This is a genomic window from Mycolicibacterium sp. XJ2546, assembly GCF_053483195.1.
This window is the reverse complement of record NZ_JBEFRW010000006.1, coordinates 169,883-189,489: the sequence shown is the minus strand read 5'-3', so window position 1 is coordinate 189,489 and position 19,607 is coordinate 169,883. Positions and strand designations below refer to the sequence as shown.

General features: G+C 66.4%; 15 protein-coding genes, 1 pseudogene and 1 riboswitch. Of the genes and pseudogenes, 14 read left to right on the top strand and 2 right to left on the bottom strand.

Annotated features, from left to right (window positions below; all coding sequences use genetic code 11):
• Positions 1-158: 158 nt before the first annotated feature.
• The 11 genes and pseudogenes from ABQE44_RS12820 to ABQE44_RS12770 all read left to right on the top strand — a co-directional run bounded on the left by ABQE44_RS12820 (position 159) and on the right by ABQE44_RS12770 (position 12,333).
• Entirely contained in the window at positions 159-1,103 is a 945-nt protein-coding gene (locus tag ABQE44_RS12820; RefSeq protein ID WP_448430090.1) for an ESX-1 system-associated protein, read from the top strand.
• 6 nt (positions 1,104-1,109) lie between these two features.
• Positions 1,110-1,436: pseudogene (locus ABQE44_RS12815) on the top strand (WXG100-like domain-containing protein); the annotation flags it as partial.
• A 1,053-nt stretch (positions 1,437-2,489) separates the two neighbouring features.
• A complete protein-coding gene (locus ABQE44_RS12810) occupies positions 2,490-3,314 on the top strand; it encodes an EspK C-terminal domain-containing protein (protein ID WP_448430224.1) in 825 nt (274 codons plus the stop codon).
• 80 nt (positions 3,315-3,394) lie between these two features.
• On the top strand, positions 3,395-5,044 hold the full coding sequence (locus ABQE44_RS12805; RefSeq protein ID WP_448430088.1) for a DUF222 domain-containing protein: 1,650 nt from the start codon (positions 3,395-3,397) through the stop codon (positions 5,042-5,044).
• 234 nt (positions 5,045-5,278) lie between these two features.
• Complete coding sequence (locus tag ABQE44_RS12800) at positions 5,279-6,457, top strand: zinc-dependent alcohol dehydrogenase (RefSeq protein WP_448391715.1); 1,179 nt, start codon at positions 5,279-5,281, stop codon at positions 6,455-6,457.
• An 18-nt stretch (positions 6,458-6,475) separates the two neighbouring features.
• Positions 6,476-7,960: an aminotransferase class I/II-fold pyridoxal phosphate-dependent enzyme gene (locus ABQE44_RS12795; protein ID WP_448391714.1), complete on the top strand. Its 1,485-nt coding sequence runs from the start codon at positions 6,476-6,478 to the stop codon at positions 7,958-7,960.
• An 87-nt stretch (positions 7,961-8,047) separates the two neighbouring features.
• Positions 8,048-9,889, top strand: coding sequence for a hypothetical protein (locus ABQE44_RS12790; protein WP_448391713.1), 1,842 nt, complete (start codon positions 8,048-8,050; stop codon positions 9,887-9,889).
• Between the two features lie 4 nt (positions 9,890-9,893).
• A complete protein-coding gene (locus ABQE44_RS12785) occupies positions 9,894-10,055 on the top strand; it encodes a hypothetical protein (RefSeq protein ID WP_448391712.1) in 162 nt (53 codons plus the stop codon).
• Entirely contained in the window at positions 10,052-10,468 is a 417-nt protein-coding gene (locus ABQE44_RS12780) for a hypothetical protein (RefSeq protein ID WP_448430086.1), read from the top strand. Before ABQE44_RS12785 ends, ABQE44_RS12780 begins: the two co-directional genes overlap by 4 nt.
• A complete protein-coding gene (locus ABQE44_RS12775) occupies positions 10,465-11,763 on the top strand; it encodes a hypothetical protein (protein ID WP_448391711.1) in 1,299 nt (432 codons plus the stop codon). The genes ABQE44_RS12780 and ABQE44_RS12775 overlap by 4 nt, the downstream gene beginning before the upstream one ends.
• An 18-nt stretch (positions 11,764-11,781) precedes the next feature.
• Positions 11,782-12,333 (top strand): isochorismatase family protein, encoded by a 552-nt coding sequence (locus ABQE44_RS12770; protein ID WP_448391710.1) that lies wholly within the window; start codon positions 11,782-11,784, stop codon positions 12,331-12,333.
• On the opposite strand, the gene metE is transcribed toward ABQE44_RS12770, so the two are convergent.
• The gene (gene metE, locus ABQE44_RS12765; protein WP_448430084.1) at positions 12,326-14,599 is read right to left on the bottom strand and encodes a 5-methyltetrahydropteroyltriglutamate--homocysteine S-methyltransferase; all 2,274 of its coding nucleotides are present in this window, start codon (positions 14,597-14,599) and stop codon (positions 12,326-12,328) included. The two genes, ABQE44_RS12770 and metE, sit on opposite strands and share 8 nt — an antisense overlap.
• Before the next feature lie 112 nt (positions 14,600-14,711).
• A riboswitch (cobalamin riboswitch) is annotated at positions 14,712-14,918 on the bottom strand.
• A gap of 100 nt (positions 14,919-15,018) precedes the next feature.
• Here metE and glgX point away from each other — a divergent pair.
• The gene (gene glgX, locus ABQE44_RS12760) at positions 15,019-17,130 is read left to right on the top strand and encodes a glycogen debranching protein GlgX (RefSeq protein WP_448391708.1); all 2,112 of its coding nucleotides are present in this window, start codon (positions 15,019-15,021) and stop codon (positions 17,128-17,130) included.
• A gap of 3 nt (positions 17,131-17,133) precedes the next feature.
• On the opposite strand, the gene ABQE44_RS12755 is transcribed toward glgX, so the two are convergent.
• A complete protein-coding gene (locus tag ABQE44_RS12755) occupies positions 17,134-17,490 on the bottom strand; it encodes a hypothetical protein (protein ID WP_448392023.1) in 357 nt (118 codons plus the stop codon).
• A gap of 301 nt (positions 17,491-17,791) precedes the next feature.
• Here ABQE44_RS12755 and ABQE44_RS12750 point away from each other — a divergent pair, with 301 nt between their 5' ends.
• A complete protein-coding gene (locus ABQE44_RS12750; protein WP_448430082.1) occupies positions 17,792-18,352 on the top strand; it encodes a TetR/AcrR family transcriptional regulator in 561 nt (186 codons plus the stop codon).
• 169 nt (positions 18,353-18,521) lie between these two features.
• A complete protein-coding gene (locus ABQE44_RS12745) occupies positions 18,522-19,595 on the top strand; it encodes a cellulase family glycosylhydrolase (protein ID WP_448430080.1) in 1,074 nt (357 codons plus the stop codon).
• Positions 19,596-19,607 lie beyond the last annotated feature (12 nt).

Here is a 19,607-nt window from a genome sequence, read left to right as displayed (position 1 = left end):
TTCCGCCGCCGGGAAATCCGCCGTACCCGCCGCCGCAGGGTGGTACGCCGGGGCAGTACGGTCCCCCGCCGCAACAGCCGCCGTGGCCTCCGCAGCAGTGGTCGCCGGGACCTCCGCCGAAAAAGCGTGGCAATGGGTGGAAGTGGGCGCTGGGCGCGGTGGCATTGCTGGCAGTTATCGGAGTGACTGTCGCGGTGACGATTTCGGTGACAAGTGACGAAAACGGTAACGGCGCCGATCCATCGGGCAACACCTATGGCTTAGCAAGCGCGGATGACAAAGGCCCCGCCAACATCATCACCGAAGACCCGACGTGCGCGGCCTGGCGTAGAACCAACGCGAACCTCGCCGAGTCACAGAAGGAGTGGGAAAACCGTGATCCTTCTGTCCCCGCCGCAGAGTGGACGCCGGAAGAACGCTCGCAATACGAAGCGGCTGGGCAGGCGTTGCGAAACGCTGCTGACCAAACTGTGCAGTTAGCCAAGTTGACGCCTCACCGTGTGGTACGCGAGTTGTATGAGCAATTCATCGCCTACGCGCGCGCTTACGCCGACGCGCTCCCGACATATACAGCTGCAGACAACCACCTAGTCGGAGTTGCTCTAACAACCTCGGGCGCAGTGACTTTCGCATGCACCGCAATTGAGTGGGATTCAGCCCAAACGTGGGCGCCCTTAATCCCTGCCCCTGCGCCTCCGTCGAAGCTTGCCGGCCTGAGCGATCCCAACGATCCACAGCGATTCCTCAAAGGGGAAGACCCAATCTGTTCACAATGGGATCAACTTTTGAATCAGTACACAAATGAAACTTTAGAGTGGCAATCCCTTGACCCGAATATTCCTGCGTCTTCATGGACAGCGGAACAACGTGCAGTGATCGACGCAGTCACTCCGACGATGTCTCAGCACGCCAACGAACTTGAGAATCTCGGACGTAGCAGCGCCAACCCGATAGTCCAGGATTTCGCGGTTTTCGCCGCCCAGTATCGAAGAGCATATGTCGCGACGTTACCGAACTACACGCCAGCGGACTCATATCTATCGAGGGCATCAAACCGAGCTAGTACGGCGATCAATGAAGCGTGCAAAGCGGTTGGAAACTAGGGCGACATGGGTATCGGTAGACCTCATGATCCATACGATCTGACGGTCTCGCCTGCTTGGCCGGAAGTGGACGAGGAGGTTCTTCGTAGTTGTGGAGACGCTTTTAACAGCGTGGCGCAAACTGTGGGTGCAAAATTGGAGTCGACGAAACAAGAACGTGCCCAAATGTTCAGCGGCGTCGGGATCTGGTCGGGTGGTGGCGCGACGGCCGCTGGCGGTGCGCTTGCCGCACGAATTGCCGACTTGGAATCAGTCAAGGAGAATCTCGACAACTCAGCCAAGCTTTTCAACGACTCGGCGCGCGTAGCCACCAACACCAAGACTCAAATTATCAACACCGTCGAGACTGCCAATAAGATTCTAGATTGGATCCGAAACCACCCCGAATTCACGGATGAGGCCAAGGACGCGGCAATTCAAGCGGGCGTAAATGCAATCCGCAGTGAGAACGTCGATACAGTCATTACGGCAGCCGCCAGCATTTCAGGGCCATCATCAACCGATCTGCCGCAAGAACCAACCGATGGAGTTCGACTTCTTGATCATGACCGAACGAAAGATGCACCAATTGTCCCTGTTCGCAACGAAGCGCCACTGGCGACTATTGGTCACGACAACCCAAATTCCCCAATCATCGCGGGACGACATGCGCCGCTAGTCGCTGAGCCTGAAGTCTCGGTACCGCCCGCAAACAGCGACAATCCTCAAAATCGTGCGCCGGTTGGTACTCCGACGGATTTCACTGTCCCAGACAATACAGATGTGCCGACGGGCGTCGACAATCCCGGACCTCCGGCACTCTTTGGACCCGGCATGTCCACACCTGTCCCATCGGGCTACCCTTCGACATCGCCCGGCACACCGGCCTTTTCAGGAGCTTCTGCGCCACCACCCACTCCAGGGATCAGCACACCGGCAACCCCTCTATCCGGCACATCCGGCGCATCGGCACCATCGACATCCGCGCCTAGCGCACCGAGCACCGCGACTCCTGCGGCGGCAGCAGCCAATCAGACCCAGATGGCCGAGTTCCAACGCTCCGTCGCCGAGGCCGCAGCGAAAGCCGCTGCGCAGACACCAATTCCACCTCCTCAGCCGACCGCGGCACCAATGAACGCTGCGCCTGCTCATCAACCGCTCGCTGCACCCGTGGTACCCGACACCCCGACGAATCCCGCTCCGCCCGCACCCAATTCATCTGCGGGTGCGGGCACTGGTGCCGCCGTTCCGGCTCCCGTCGCACCCCCACCCGCCGGTGGCGCGCCTCCCGGGGGCGCAGTTCCATTGGGTCCACCTCCTACACCCCCACCGGCAGCGCCCGTCGCTCCCGCGAGTCCCACCGGCCCTACGGTCGCACCAGCTGCGGCGGCACCAGGCTCGAGCACTGTGGGCGCGCCTGCACCGGTGCCGGTCTCGGCTGCGCGTGCAGAACGTGAAGCCATCGCGGCCGCATCTCTTCGGCGTCCGTCCTCCACCGACCCGACGCAAGTCGCCCACCGCATCGCCGCGGCCCTTAACGTTGGTATCACCGATCTCGGCTTCTTCTGGATCACCGGCCTGGCCAAGGAGGGCACGATCGTCGTCGCCAACAACTATGGGCTGGGCTACATCCCCGACGGCGTCAATCTGCCAGACCATGTGAAGATGGCGACCGCCGACGAATCCATCCCGCCCACCCTCCGCGGCACTTGGGCGACGTATCCCATTCTTGCCCTTCATGGTTGGGCGCAACACCACAACACCGATCTGCGCGCTGTCATCGCCACCGAGGACCAGTTCAAGGGCTTTGACCCCGGTGCACCCAAGATCGTTCTGCGTCCCGACGACATCCCCGAAAGCGGTGAGATGGAGGGCCGCCACCGACTACAGGTAATCGCTCCCGACGCCGCAGGAAAGCTCGCTGCCCTCAGCGGCGGCGGTCTTTCGGAAGTATTGCCTCCGGCACCTACGGATGCCAAAGCCCCGGATGATCGGCAATCGGCGTTGTGGTTCGAAGTGTTTCGGCCGCTACTCAGCAATGCACCGGACCGAGGACAGGCGCAACTCGAGGCCTTCGTCGCCTACGCCGAACATGCCCAGGAGTTGGCGCTGCACCGCGCCCACGTCGCGACCGAGGCTGCCGACCAGCGCGCCGCGATCGCCGACTGGATCTACTGGCAACACCTAGGCGTCCTCATGGCGGACGCGAGCGCCGCACGCGCCGGCGTCTGACATCGAAAGCCGCAAACACTCCTTTAGAGCGCCTGTGGACAACTTCAAAACTGTCGTACCCTTCTGGCAAAATCGAACGTATGTTCGCTTCGGAGTTTCGGTCGGCCGAGGAGGCCGCGCTGGTCGCCGAGATCGAGGCGTGCGCTCGCACTGAGGCGAGCACGGCGGCGCGGCGGTTGGCCGCGATCGGCGAATTGGCGGCACGCGCTAGCGAGCCGGAGGATGAGGAACGCCAGCGCTGGGTGGTCGACTTGTGGAATTGCGCGGCAGCCGAGGTGGCCGCCGCGATGGGCATCAGCCGCTATCGGGCCGGTCAGGAGATGGCGATCGGGTTGGCGCTGCGTGATCGGCTGCCCAAGGTCGCCGCCCTGTTCAGCGAGGGAATGATCAGTGCCAAGGTGATTTCCACGATCACCTGGCGTACCCATCTGGTGCTCGGTACCGAACCGCTGGCCCGCGTCGATGCCGAGATCGCCCAGCGGGCCGCGTCGTGGGGGGCATTGGGCCAAGAGCGGCTGGAGTTGGCCGTGGATGCGGTGGTGGAAACCCATGACCCGGATGCGCAACGGCGTTTTCATGAGGCCGCCCGGCGGCGCGATGTGCAGGTCGGCAAGCCCGATGACGCCACCGGCACCGCATCGGTTTACGGGCGGCTCTCGGCCACCGACGCCGAACTGCTCAAACGGCGGCTGGCCGAGATGATCGCCGGGGTGTGTGAGGACGATCCGCGCAACAGAGGCCAGCGTCGCGCCGATGCGCTGGGCGCGTTGGCCGTCGGCGCTGATCGACTCAAGTGCCAATGCCGCAGCCCGCAATGCCCGTGGGCCGGTCAAGACGATCCGCGCGCGACCGCGTTCGTCATCCACGCCATCACCGACACCACCCCCGCGAACACCAACAAGTCCACCGCGGGCCTTTCCCGCGACACGAGCACCACCACCGAAACCCCGACCCCAGATGTGCCGATCGAGGTGGCGCCCGCACCGGAATCCGAGCCGGCGCCGGTCGCCGACGAGCTGGCCGCGCCGCCGGAATCCACACCCGCGCCGGTGGCCGACGAGCCGGCCTCGCAGCCGGAGACCGAGCCGGTGTCGCCGCCGAAGTCCGCAGCGGTCTCGGGGGCCAATCTGTGGGCGCCCCAGCCCGATAACCCGATGTCGGCGGCGTTGATTGTCGGTGGCGGGGTGATCCCGCCGGCGTTGTTGGCTGAGTTGATCAACAACGGCGCGAAGGTGCGCAGCGTGTATCGGCCCCCCGACATCGCCGATCCGGGTTATCGCCCGTCACGATCCTGTGAGCGGTTCGTGCGCATGCGCGATATGACGTGTCGGTTCCCCGGCTGTGAGCACCCCGCCGAATACTGCGATGTCGACCACACGGTTCCGTATCCGGGTGGGCCCACCCATGCGTCAAACCTAAAGTGTCTGTGCCGTTTTCATCATTTGCTGAAAACGTTTTGTGGTTGGCACGACGAACAACGCCCCGATGGCACCGTCATCTGGACCGCGCCCAGCGGGCGAACCTACCGCACCCAACCCTTGAGCCGGCTGTACTTCCCGCACTGGGACACCACCACCGCCGATCTGCCACCGCCGGCCAACTCGCCCCCACCCTCGGCGCGGCGCGCGCTGAAGATGCCGCGACGACGACGCACCCGCGCCGCCGACAACGACGCACGCGTCAACGCCGAACGCAAGCTCAACGCGACGACGCCGCGGTCCTATCCCTAACCGTCGCGGGTTGCCGACTGCTGGCGGCAACCTCACCACCCAGCGCGGTGAGCCCCGCCGTTCAAACAACCTGGAGCGCCGCGGAACTCGACCGCACCACCGCTGCGGCCAGAAACAGTATTCCGCCCAACCCGCAGCTCCGCCACGACCCGCGCCAACCACGAATTCATCTTCAGTGTTTGGCCCGCCCCTCAACGGGCACGTTCTAAGGCAACGACGACGAGGAGGATGCCCATGCGCGCAGTGACCTGGCAGGGGCGGCGGAACGTCTCCGTCGACAACGTGCCCGACCCGACGATCAAGGAACCCAACGACGCGATCATCCGCGTGACCAGCACCAACATCTGCGGCTCCGATCTACATCTCTACGAAGTGCTCGGCGCGTTCATGAGCGAAGGCGACATCCTCGGTCACGAGGCGATGGGCGTCGTCGAGGAAGTCGGACGCGACGTCAACGGCCTCACGGTCGGCGACCGCGTCGTCATCCCGTTCAACATCTCCTGCGGGCACTGCTTTATGTGCGACCAAGGCCTGCAGAGCCAATGCGAAACCACCCAGAACCGCGACCAGGGCACCGGCGCCGCCCTCTTCGGCTACTCCAAGCTCTACGGCGAGGTCGCCGGCGGCCAGGCCGAATACCTGCGCGTCCCCCAAGCCCAGTACACCCACATCAAGGTGCCCGACGACGGACCCGACGAACGCTACGTCTACCTCTCCGATGTGCTGCCCACCGCATGGCAGGGCGTCGAGTACGCCGCCGTGCCCGACGGCGGCACGCTGGTGGTGCTCGGCCTCGGCCCGATCGGATCCATGGCGTGCCGGATCGCAGCACATCGTAAGGACTGCAAGGTGATTGGTGTGGACCTGGTCGACGAGCGCCTGGACCGTGCCCGCGACTATTGCGCGGAGGTCATCGATCTCCGTAAAGACGACGCCGATGAGATGGTCAAGAGCCACACCCAGGGCCGCGGCGCGGATTCGGTGATCGATGCCGTCGGCATGGAGGCTCACGGATCCCCGGTCGCCGAGGTCGCACAGACCGCCAGCGGCTACCTGCCATCCCCGGTGGGACGGCTCATGATGAAACGCGCCGGCGTCGATCGGCTCGCCGCCCTGAACTCTGCCATTTCGCTGGTGCGCCGCGGCGGCACCATCTCACTGTCCGGCGTCTACGGCGGCGCCGCCGACCCCATCAACATGATGACGTTGTTCGACAAGCAGATTCAGCTGAGGATGGGTCAGGCCAACGTCAAGAAGTGGGTGCCCGACATCATGCCGCTGCTGACCGCCGACGATCCGCTCGGCGTCGAACAGTTCGCCACCCACCGCCTTCCGATGGAGGCCGCGCCCGACGCATACGCCAAATTCCAGAAAAAGCAGGACGGCATGGTCAAGGTGGTGCTTACCCCGTAACCGGGGTATTCCGCCCAAATGGATCAGTCCGAAGCGCCACTTCTGGATGCGCTGGTCAACTACCGGAAACGCGACCGCTACGGATACAGCCCGCCCGGTCACCGGCAAGGCCGCGGCGTCGACGAACGCGTCCTCGCCGTGCTCGGGCAGGAAGCCTTCCGGGACGACCTGCTCGCCAACGGCGGCCTCGACGACCGCCGCTCACAAAACAAATACCTCCGGCGGGCCGAAGACCTGATGGCTGAGGCCGTCGGCGCCAAAGTCGCTTGGTTCTCCACCTGCGGCAGCTCACTGTCGGTCAAGGCCGCGATGATGGCCGTCGCGGGCGGTCCGGACCAGTCCGCCGCGTCATCGGGCGGCGGCAGCCTCATCGTGCCCCGCGACAGCCACAAGTCCATCGTCGCAGGCCTGATCTTCTCCGGTGTCCAGCCGCACTGGGTCACCCCGCGCTGGGACACCGAACAGCACATCTCCCATCCCCCGTCGCCCGCCGAATTCGAACGGGCCTGGGACGCCCACCCCGAAGCCGCCGGCGCCCTCGTCGTCAGCCCGAGCCCGTACGGCACCTGCGCCGACATCGCCGGCATCGCCGAGGTATGCCACGCTCGCGGCAAGCCGCTGGTCGTCGACGAGGCCTGGGGTGCTCACCTGCCGTTCCATGAGAACCTTCCGACATGGGCGATGGATGCCGGCGCCGACGTCTGCGTGGTCAGCGTGCACAAGATGGGTGCCGGGTTCGAACAGGGCTCGGTCTTTCACCTCCAAGGTGATCTCATCGACCAGGACCGGCTGTCGGCCTGCGCCGACCTGTTGATGACCACCAGTCCGAGCGTGCCGATCTACGCCGCGATGGACGGCTGGCGCAGACAGATGGTCGAGCACGGCCGCGACTTGCTCGGCGCTGCAATGGAACTGGCCTGGGGTCTGCGCGACGACATCGAACTCATCCCCGGCGTCGAGGTGCTTGACGACGAACTTCTCGGCGTCGAAGCCTCACACGACCTCGACCGCCTGCAGGTGCTGATCGACGTGTCGGCCGTCGGAACGACGGGCTACCAAGTCGCAGACTGGCTCCGCGACCACCGCCACATCGACCTCGGCATGAGCGATCACCGCCGCGTCCTGGCGACGATGTCCTTCGCCGACGACAAGGCGACCTCCGAACGCCTGCTCGACGCGCTGTGGACGTGGCGCAAGGCCGCCAACGATTTCGACAAGCCACCACCGATGCGGCTGCCCTCCCCGTCGGAGATCGAGCTCGAGACCGTCGAGCTGCCGCGCGACGCCTTCTTCGGACGCACCGAATCGGTGCCTGCCGTCAAGGCCGGCGGCCGCATCGCCGCCGAGCAGATCACGCCGTACCCACCCGGCATTCCCGCCGTCGTCCCCGGTGAGCGCCTCAACGACGCGGTGATCGACTATCTGCGCTCGGGGTTGCGCGCGGGCATGAACCTTCCCGACGCCGCCGATCCGACACTGGAGACGTTCCGGGTGGTGGCCTAGTGCCCGCCTGGTTTGGCCACCCGGATTTCTGGCAACATTACTGCACAGTAAGAAGTTTCCTCCGACATCAACCGGGTAGGGCACACGATGGACACGACGGAAATTTCCCTCCTTGCGCAGGACGAAGGCGGAGGCGCCGCGCTCGACGAAGTGATCGGCTTGTCGATCTTCGCGGCGGTCGTGACCGCCCTGCTGCTGTGGATCGGTTGGCTGCATCGCAGCCGCAAGATCAGCTGGTTGACCCGCCTCGCCGACTGGTCGGGGCGCCGCTTCAAACGCCCGTCGTGGGTGGCACTGCCCATCGCGGTGTTCATCACGGCGATCATCTGCGCGCTGTTCGGCTTCATCTGGGACGTCAGCCTGCACATCGGCGCGGGCCGCGACGAAGGCCCATTGGCCAACCCGGCGCATTACTTCATCCTGGCCGGCCTGTTCTTCATCTTCGTCGCGGGCTGCCTGGCGATGGTCCTGCCCCTCGGGGGCGCTGAAGACAAGCCCGGACCGTCGGCGGTGCGGATCACCGACACCTGGTACGCACCGGTCGGCGGCATCGTGATGGCGGGTTGCGGTCTGTACGCGCTGCTGGGGTTCCCGCTCGACGACGTCTGGCACCGTATCTTCGGTCAGGATGTAACCCTCTGGGGCCCAACGCATTTGATGATGATCGGCGGCGCCGGCTTTTCCACCATCGCCGCCCTTTACCTCGAACACGAAGGGCGGCGGGCGGCCAGTGCGGACACGCCGCCCGACGGCATCGGTTTGAAGTTCGTCCAGTACCTCGCCTTCGCCGGGGTGCTCATCGGTATGTCGGTCTACCAGATCGAGTTCGACTTCGGCGTACAGCAGTTCCGCCAGGCGTTCCAGCCCATGCTCATCGCCGCTGCGGCCGCCTTCGCCCTGGTCGGCGCACGGCTCTTTATGGGCAAGGGGGCAGCCATCATCGCCGCTCTGCTGGCGATCGGGCTGCGCGGACTGGTCTCCCTGGCGGTCGGGCCGGTGCTCGACGCGCCGAACAGTTGGTTCCCGCTCTATCTCGGCGCGGCGGTGCTCGTCGAACTGATCGCGCTGACCCCACTGCTGAAGCGGCCGATCGTGTTCGGCCTGGTCAGCGGCCTGGCGATCGGCACCGTCGGGCTCTGGCTGGAGTCGCTGTGGATCAACGCCGTCTACCCCTACCCGTGGGAGACCAGCCTGTGGGCCGAGGGGCTGGCGATGGCGGTTCCGGTCGCCGTGCTCACCGGCGCCTGCGGCGCCCTGCTCGGCATGGTGCTCTGCGGTGAACGGTTGCCGCGACGCGCCCTCGGAATCGGGCTGGTCGCACTCACCGTCGTCGTCATCGGCGCCGCCACAGCCAACGGGCTGCGCTACAACGTTCCGGAAAGCGCCACCGCAACAATCACTCTCACCGAGGCGCCGAGTATCGGCGACCAACAGCAGGCCACCGCCGACATCCAACTCACCCCCGCAAACCTGCTCAGCGACAATCCCAATTGGGTGTCGGTGCTGGGCTGGCAGGGCGGCATCGCCAATCAGCGCGGGCTCTTCATCGACCACCTGGAGGAGGTCGGCCCCGGCCACTACCGCTCGACGAAGCCGATGCCGGTTTCGGGTTCGTGGAAGACGCTGCTTCGGGTGCACGACGGTAAGACGTTGGCCGCGGTGCCGCTCTACCTGGCCGGCGACCCCGGTATCGGTGCGGAGGAGGTGCCGGCCGAGGCTCAGACGACGCGTCCGTTCGTCGCCGAGATCACGATCCTGCAGCGTGAGCGCAGCCCGGACATCCCCGAGGCGTTGTGGCTGATCGGTTGCTTGATCGTGCTGTTCTGCACGTTGGCCATGGTCGCCGGCGTCACCTGGGGCGGGGGCCGGATCAACAGGCACGAACCGACCGGCAGCGAGGCGGAATTGCGACCAACAGTGCAGGCGTGACGGCATGACGGAAGTCCCCAACGACCCGAACGTCGTCATCCTGGCCGACCATCCGATCTGGCTCGCCGTGCCGGCGTTCGCTCCGGCGATCGTGGTCGCGGCCGTCGTCGTGTACATCGCCGTGAAGAATCGCCGCAAACGCGAGAACAAAGATGGAGGATCGTGATCAGTGGTAAGGCACTTGTCGTCCTGGCCACTGCCGCCGTTGTCGCCGTCGGATGCGGCTCACAAGACGGCGACACCGCGGAGGGCACCTCGCCGCCGGCGACGACCGTCAACCCGTCGGACATGACCGACCAGCAGCGCCCGACCGATCGCGTAACCCTCGACGTCACCATCGAAGGGGGCCAGGTCGATCCCACCAACGCCCAGTTGGAGGCCAAGGTCGGCGAACCGATCGTCATCCGCGTCAACAGCGACGCCCCCGACGAACTGCACGTGCACTCCACCCCTGAACACACCTTCCCGGTCAAGGCGGAACCGGGCCAGCAGTTTCAGTTCACCGTCGACGTGCCCGGTCGCGTCGACGTGGAGTTGCACGACGCGAACAAGACCGTCGCGACCATCCAGGTGCGGTGAGAACCGACCCGTCGCTGGCCGTACTGGCGCACGGCCTTGGCGGCTCGACCGATCTGCCGATCCCGTTCACCTACGCCCTGATCGGCGCCGCCTGGACGCTGACCTTCACGTTCGCCATCGTCGCGTTCGCGTGGCGCAAACCCCGCTTCGATCCCGACAAGCCCGCACACGCGTTGCCGCGCTGGGTGACGACGGTGATCGACGCACCCGTCACCCGGTGGGTCGTCGCGCTGGCCGGTTTGGCGTTCGCCGTGTGGGTGGCGGTGGCGTCCATCATCGGACCACAGGACGCCGACAACCCGTTACCCGGCGTGTTCTATGTGCTGATCTGGGTCGGCGTGGTGGCGCTGTCGCTGGTGGCCGGCCCGGTGTGGCGGGCGATCTCACCCGTTCGCGCGGTGCATCGGCTCGGGGGTTGGCGCTCTCTGGGCCGCGCCTACCCGGCGGCGTTGGGATACTGGCCTGCCGCGCTGGGCCTGTTCGCGTTCGTGTGGTTGGAGCTCGCCAGCCCCGACCCCGGATCGCTTGGCGCCATCCGGATTTGGTTGCTGATCTATCTGGTGATCACGCTGGCAGGTGGGCTGCTGTGTGGTCCGCGTTGGTATGGCCGGGCCGATCCGTTCGAGGTGTACAGCGTGGTGGTGTCGCGGCTGTCGCCGTGGCGGCGCGACCCGCGCAGCGGGCTGGTCGCGTTCGGCAATCCGTTCGATCACCTGCCGTCGTTGCCGATCCGGTCCGGGATCGTCGCGGTCATGGCCGTGCTGCTGGGATCGACTGCGTTCGACAGCTTTTCGGCGATGCCGCGCTGGCGCGATTTCGTCGACGAGAACTCCACGTCCACCCTGACCGCCACCTTGATCCGCACGGCAGGTCTGCTGCTGTTCATCGGGGTGGTCGCGGGCACGTTCTGGCTGGCCGCAATTGCGACCGGAGGCGTCGACCGCGAACAGCGCCGCGCGCTGCCCGGACAGATGGCGCATTCGCTGATCCCCATCGTGATCGGCTATGTCTTCGCGCACTACCTGACCTACCTGGTGGAACGCGGTCAGCAGACGATCATCCTGCTGTTCGGGCTCGACGCGGAAGTCAACTACGTACTGTCGCTTCATCCTTCGCTGCTGGCCACCATCAAGGTCGGTAGCGTACTGGCCGGCCACGTCGCCGGGGTGATCGCCGCGCACGACCGCGCGCTGCGGCTGCTGCCCGCCGACCACCAGCTCACCGGTCAGCTCGCGATGATGCTGGTGATGGTCGGCTACACGTTCACCGGGCTGTATCTGCTCTTCGGCGGATGACGGCGCTACGGTTGAGGTATGAAGGCGCTGATCATCGTCGACGTGCAAAACGACTTCTGCGAGGGCGGTTCGCTGGCCGTGACCGGCGGCGGCGAGGTGGCCCGCAACGTCACCCGCCTCCTCGCCGACCGATCCGACTACGCACATATCGTGGCCACCAAGGACTTTCACATCGATCCCGGTGACCACTTCTCCGACAACCCCGACTACAAGGTGTCCTGGCCCAGGCATTGCGTCGCCGATACCGTCGGCGCGGAGTTTCACCCGGAGTTCGACGCCACCGCCGTGGAAGCCGTCTTCCGCAAGGGCCACTATTCGGCGGCCTACAGCGGGTTCGAGGGCACCGACGACGACGGCACCGCGCTCGCCGACTGGTTACGGCAGCGCGGCGTCGACGAGGTCGACGTGGTCGGGATCGCCACCGACCACTGCGTTAGGGCCACCGCCGCCGACGCCAACGCCGCCGGTTTCACCACCCGGGTGCTGCTGGATCTCACCGCGGGCGTGGCCCCGGATTCGACCGCCACAGCCCTCGAGGAATTGCGCGCGGCCGGCGTGCAGGTCAGCTAGCCGAGCCGCGCACCTGCGTCGCTGCCGCGACCATATTGCGCAGCGACGCCGTCACCTCATCGGTCCTGCGGGTCTTGAGCCCGCAGTCCGGGTTGACCCACAACCGCTCTGCCGGAACGGCTTCCAGCGCCTCGCGCAGCAACGTCGCCATCTCCTCGGTGCCGGGCACCCGCGGCGAGTGGATGTCGTAGACACCTGGCCCGACGCTGTTGGCGAACCCCGCGGCGTTGAGATCCTCCAGCACCTCCATATCCGAACGCGCCGCCTCGATCGACGTCACATCGGCGTCGAGCGCGGCGATCGCGCCGATCACTTCACCGAACTCCGAATAGCACAGGTGGGTGTGGATCTGGGTGGCGTCCGCGACACCCGACGTGGACAGCCGGAACGCATCGACCGCCCACCGCAGATAGGCGTCTTTGTCTTTCGACCGCAGCGGCAGTAACTCGCGCAGCGCCGGCTCGTCGACCTGGATGATGCCGATGCCGGCCGATTCCAGATCGACCGTCTCGTCGCGGATGGCCAACGCGACCTGCGCCGCCGTCTCCGCCAGCGGCTGATCATCACGAACGAACGACCACGCCAGGATCGTCACCGGACCGGTGAGCATGCCCTTGACCGGCTTGTCGGTCAGCGACTGCGCGTAGCTGATCCACTCCACGGTCATCGGTTGGCGCCGCGCGACATCGCCGTACAGGATCGGCGGGCGCACGCACCGGCTGCCGTAGGACTGCACCCAGCCGTTCTGTGTCGCGAAGAAGCCGTCGAGTTGCTCGGCGAAGTACTGCACCATGTCGTTGCGTTCCGGTTCGCCGTGCACCAGCACGTCGATGCCGAGGTCCTCTTGCAGCTTGATCACCTCGGCGATCTCGGCCTTCATCCTGCGCACGTATTCGGCGTAGTCGATCTTGCCGGTCCTCAACTCGGCGCGGGCCACCCGGATGGCCGACGTCTGCGGATACGACCCGATGGTGGTCGTCGGCAACACCGGCAGCTTCAGCCGCTCCTGCTGGGCGGCGCGACGCTTGTCGGCCGGTCCCCGCTTGGCGCCCGACGCGGCGATCGAGGAAATCCGCGACCGCACCTGTTCGTTGGTCAGGCGCGGGTCGGAGCGCCGCGACGCGGCGGCGGCGTTGGACGCGGCCACCTCGGCCGAAATGGCGTCGCGCCCGGTCGTGATGCCCCGCGACAGCGCCACCACCTCGGCGACCTTCTCGAACCCGAACGCCAGCCAGCTGCGCAACTGCGCGTCCAACCCCTCCTCGGCGTCCAGCGAATACGGCACGTGCAGCGTCGAGCATGACGTCGAGACCGCCACGTGGTCGGCCAGGCCCATCAGCGTCGCCAGCGTCGCCAGCGCGGACTCCAGGTTCGTGCGCCAGATGTTGCGGCCGTCGACGACGCCGGCCACCAGGGTCTTGGTGGCCAGCTCGGGCACCGCCGCCACCGCCGACACTCCCCCGGCGACGAGGTCGACCCCGATGGCCTCCACCGGTGTCCGGGCCAGCGCGGGCAACGCGTCGGTGAGCTCGCCGAAGTAGGTCGCGACGAACAGCGCCGGCCGTCTGGTCAACCGGCCCAGCGTCGCGTACGTCCGCTGGGCCAACTCCGCGGTGTTGTCGAGGATGTCGGTCACCAGCACCGGCTCGTCGAACTGCACCCACGCCGCGCCGGCATTGGTCAGCTCTCCGAGCAGCTCCGCGTACACCGCGACGAGCTCGTCCAGCCGATCGATCGGCGCGGCGGCTCCGTCGACGGCCTTGGACAGCGCCAGGAAGGTGATCGGGCCGACGAGCACCGGGCGCGCGGGCACGTCGAGGGCTTGCGCCTCCTTCAGCTCGGCCAGCACCTTGGCCGGATCCAGCGTAAACCTGGTGTCGGGGCCCAGCTCGGGCACGATGTAGTGGTAGTTGGTGTCGAACCACTTGGTCATTTCCAGCGGTGCGATCTCGTCGTTGCCGCGGGCCGCGGCGAAGTAGCGGTCCAGATCATCGGCCACCCCCGAGACGCGTGGCGGTAGCGCCCCGACCATCACCGCGGTGTCGAGCACCTGGTCGTAGTAGGAGAAGGTGTTCACCGGCACGGAGTCCAGCCCGGCGGCGACGAGGGCTTCCCAGGTGTCGCGGCGCAGCTGCGCGGCCACCGATTCCAGCTCGCTGCGATCGGAGTTGCCTGCCCAGTACTTCTCGGCGGCGCGCTTGAGTTCGCGGTTCGGCCCGATGCGGGGAGATCCGAGAATGGTGGCGTTGAAAGCGGTGGTGTTCATGACGTGGTCCTCTTGCTACGGCGGATGGTCATCGCCGGGGACGCGCACCGAATACGGGTTTTCACCGCTTCGGCCACTGCCCATTCCACGAGGCGATGAACCACCGGACGCGGCGCGTCCGGCACAGCTGGCAGGTCTTCGGACTCGCAGGCACGCACCGAAGTGCACCTAGTGGCCGTCGCTTCCCGGCCCCGGTGGGCCAGTGCTGATGACGGCAGTCGTTCCTGCATACCGCTGCGGGACAGTCCCGGATTCTCACCGGGTTCCCTCTCGCCACACATGTGGCTCGATGCCGACGCCAAACTTCAGCGCCAACAGACCAACTGCACCGCCCACCCTATCCGACGGACCACGGTTGCGATGCGCCGCGATTGGGCATCCCCCGTATCGTCTCGTTCACCGATCACTGGAGTGCAATCTTGGAAGTCTGGCCCGGCAAGGCATATCCCCTCGGCGCCACCTACGACGGCACCGGCACCAACTTCGCCCTGTTCAGCGAGGTCGCCGACAAGGTGGAGTTGTGTCTGTTCGACGTTGACGGCACCGAATCCCGGCTGACGCTGCCCGAGGTCGACGGGTTCGTCTGGCACGGCTTCATCCCCAACATCGAACCCGGCCAGCGCTACGGGTACCGGGTGCACGGCCCCTACGACCCGGCCGAGGGACAGCGCTGCAACCCGAACAAGCTGCTGGCCGACCCGTACTCGAAAGCCATCGACGGCAACTTCGACTGGGGCCAGGCGCTGTTCGGTTACACCTTCGGTGAACCCGACAGCCGCAACGACGACGACTCGGCGGCGTCCATGCCGAAGTCCGTCGTCATCAACCCGTTCTTCGACTGGGGCAGCGACCGCCCGCCCGGCTACGAGTACGCCGACACCGTCATCTACGAAGCCCACGTCAAGGGGCTGACCCAGACGCATCCCGACATCCCCGAACAGATCCGCGGCACCTACGCGGCCGTCGCGCATCCGGTGATCATCGAGCATCTGACCTCGCTGGGGGTCACCGCGCTCGAGTTGATGCCGGTGCACCACTTCGCCAACGACTCCACGCTCCTGGAGAAGGGCCTCACCAACTACTGGGGCTACAACACCATCGGCTTCTTCGCCCCGGACGCCAAGTACAGCTCCAGCCCCAACCCCGGCGGACAGGTGCAGGAGTTCAAGGCGATGGTGCGTGCGCTACACGAAGCCGGCATCGAGGTGCTGCTCGACGTCGTCTACAACCACACCGCCGAGGGCAACCACCTGGGCCCGACGGCCAGCTTCCGCGGTATCGACAACGCGGCCTACTACCGGCTGGTCGAGGACGACAAGCGCTACTACATGGACTACACCGGCACCGGCAACAGCCTCAACGTCGGACACCCGCATTCACTGCAGCTCATCATGGATTCGCTGCGCTACTGGGTCACCGAGATGCACGTCGACGGCTTCCGCTTCGATCTGGCCTCCACACTGGCCCGCGAGTTCTACGACGTGGACCGGCTGTCGACGTTCTTCGAACTCGTGCAGCAGGATCCGACGGTCAGCCAGGTCAAGCTGATCGCCGAGCCGTGGGACGTCGGACCCGGCGGCTACCAGGTCGGCAACTTCCCGCCGCAGTGGACCGAGTGGAACGGGAAGTACCGCGACACGGTTCGCGACTACTGGCGCGGTGAGCCGGCGACCATCGACGAGTTCGCCTACCGGCTGACCGGCTCGGCCGACCTCTACGAGCACACCGCGCGCAGGCCCGTCGCCTCCATCAACTTCGTCACCGCACACGACGGCTTCACGCTTCGTGACCTGGTGTCCTACAACGAAAAGCACAACGAGGCCAACGGCGAGGACAACAACGACGGCGAAAGCCACAACCGGTCCTGGAACTGCGGCGCCGAAGGCCCGACCGACGACGCGGAGGTCAACGCGCTGCGGGCACGCCAGCAGCGCAACTTCCTGACTACGCTGCTGCTGTCTCAGGGCGTGCCGATGATCAGCCACGGCGACGAACTCGGGCGCACGCAGCAGGGCAACAACAACGTGTACTGCCAGGACAACGAACTGTCCTGGATCGACTGGGCCAACGCGGACACCGAGTTGATGGAGTTCACCCGCACGGTGTCCGCGCTGCGCGCCGCCCACCCGGTGTTCCGGCGGCGACGGTTCTTCTCCGGGGACCCCGTACGCCGGCGCGGCGGCGGGGGTCTGCCCGACATCGCCTGGCTGGCGCCCGACGGTTCGGAGATGAGCGACGAGGACTGGGAGAGCGGGTTCGCCAAGTCGATCGCGGTGTACCTCAATGGCCAGGGCATCCCGTATCTGGACGTGCGAGGTCAGCGGGTGCTCGATGACTCGTTTCTGCTGTGCTTCAACGCGCACCACGAGCCGATCGAGTTCGCCCTCCCGGCCAAGAAATACGCACCGGCGTGGCTTCCCGTCGTCGACACCGCAGCCGGCGGTGACGACGAGAGCGCCGAGGTCGCGGCGGGTGCGAAGGTCACCGTCGAGGCGCGCTCGATGCTGGTGCTGCGCACCCCGACGGATTGACCGCTACTCGACGACGGGAAAGATCGAGCTGCCATCCTCCGGCGCGCCGTCGACATCGCCCTCGCTGCGGCCGTGGCTTTCGGGGTCGATGCGCTCGACGTCGTCGGTGCCTTGCGGGGACGGCCTCGGGGTCTGGTCGGGCCGCTCGGCGGCCAGCTTCTCGTCGAGGGACTCACCGTCGGGTTCGGCGGCGATGTGGTCGGCGGCCGCCCACTCCTCCGGCGGATCGACCACCTCATCGCCTTCGTCGTTGCGGACGTCGTCGGAATCGGTCGCCTCCATCGGGCGCAGGGTGTCGTCGACCCCGCCGGCGTCGTTGGGCGAGGCGTCGAATTCGGTGTTATCGGGCTCCACGCACATCCGGTTGCCCACTCGCGGAGCCGCTAAACGCCCGGGATGGGCAGCCGGGTCGGGCGCGGCGTCAGAAGCGTTGTGCGCCAGCAGACTTCCGTGCAAAACCGGCCATTCCGTACCAGCCCGTATGGTATGGTCCCCAGCTATAGCAACCGTGGCCGCCGCGCTGGCACGAGGGTTTTAAAAACGGGTGCCTCCGGTCGGGCGGGCCGGAGTAGGAGCCGACGAGCGGCGGCGCCTACCAGGCGGCCGCGGTTGCCACAATGAATATATTCGTCGGTGTCAATAACCAGCGTATGCTCGCCCTATGACGGCGCCGACCGGTGCTGGCCGGCGGGTGACGGCCGACGACTGGATTCAGGCCGGTTTGGCGGTCCTCGCCGAGGGGGGTCCGGCCGCGCTGCGGATCAGCCGGTTGTGCGACCGGCTGTCGGTCACCAAAGGCAGCTTCTACTGGCACTTCACCGATATGCCGGAATACCGGGCGGCATTGACGCACGCCTGGGGCAACCTCCACGACCAACGACGGCGCCGGTTCGAGGAGACCTTCGAAGCTGATCCGCGCCAACGGTTGTCGGCGATGCTGCAGACGCTGATGCGTCCCGACCACTGTGCGCTGGAACGCGCGATGCGGGTCTGGGCGCTGACCGACGGCGCGGTGCTGGCGAGCGTTCGACGCAGCGACGAACGCGTGCTGTGCGCGGTCCGGCAGGCCTTCGTCGACTACGGGTTCGAGCGCGACGACGCCGACTTGCGCGCGACGGTGTTGTTCGCCGCCGGTGTCGGCCTGTTGCACGAGGCGACGTCGAGCCAGGAAATGTCGGCGTCGCTGCGTGAGCGGGTGCTGGACCTGATGCTGCGCCAGTAACCTGATCGCGGGCAGCCAGCAAACCGGGCGCGTACCACGCGATAATCAGCGGCAACGTCAATCATCCCGGTATCGACGTCCGCCCGTTTGGGCGCCGCCGGGTTTTGGTTAACTTCCTCACGGGCAATCCCGATACACCTAACAAGATCAGGTCCGAGATAGGAAAAACGTGCGCAAACTCTTACAGACGGTCCTCGCGCTGGCGGCCGTGGTGGTGGTATCGGCAGGCCTCACCCACATGCTTCGTCCCGACGCGGACAACAGCCGCAGCTATGCCGTCACCGAGACCGCTGCCGTCTCCTCGCTCGGGTTCGCCGACTCGTGGCTGTGGTTTCTATCGCCCGAGGATGTGAACCGTCAACTGGACCTCATGGTCAACACCGGGGTGCGCAGCGCGCGGATCATGATGCCGTGGGCCGGCATCCAGCCCTCCCCGCAGGAGTGGAACTGGGGTCAGGCCGACCTCATCGTCAACGCCGCCAACGCACGCGGCATCGCCGTCGTCGCGCTGTTGAACTCCACGCCCGGCTGGGCCACCGGCGGTGGACCGGCGATCGCCGCACCGCCGGCGTCGGCCGAGGCGTTCGGCACGTTCGCGGGCACGATGGCATCGCACTTCGCCGGGCGCATCGCCGCCTACGAACTGTGGAACGAAGCCAACGCCGTGCAGTTCTGGGCCGGGCCGCAGGGTCCGCAGCCCGACCGGTTTGCGGACCTGCTGAAGGCCGCCTACCCGGCGATCAAGGGCGCCGATCCGAACGCCACGGTGGTCCTGGGCGGATTGTCACCGACCATCAACTTCTTCTCGATCACCAGAAACCCGGTGGACTATCTCAACGGCGTGTACGCGGCCGGCGGCGGTGGAAACTTCGACGCCGTGGGCTATCACCCGTACCTGTTCACCAACAACGAGGCCTCCCGGTTCTCCACGGGTCAGGCGAACTCGCCGCGCGGCCTCTACGACCAGCTGCGCGGTGTGATGGGGGCCAACGGTGACGGCGGTAAGCAGATCTGGGCCACCGAGTTCGGCGAGGCGACGTCGAAGGTCAGCGAGGCCACCCAGGCGGACCGCATCCGCGACTTCATCGTCTCGTGGCGCACGCTGCCGGGCGCGGGTCCGGCGTTCATCTACACCACCCGCGACCGCAGCACCGGTAGCGCCGACCCGCAGGACAACTACGGCGTCTACCGCACGGACTGGACACCCAAACCGGCCGCCGACGTGCTGCGCAGCCTCGCCTAGACCCGCCAAGAG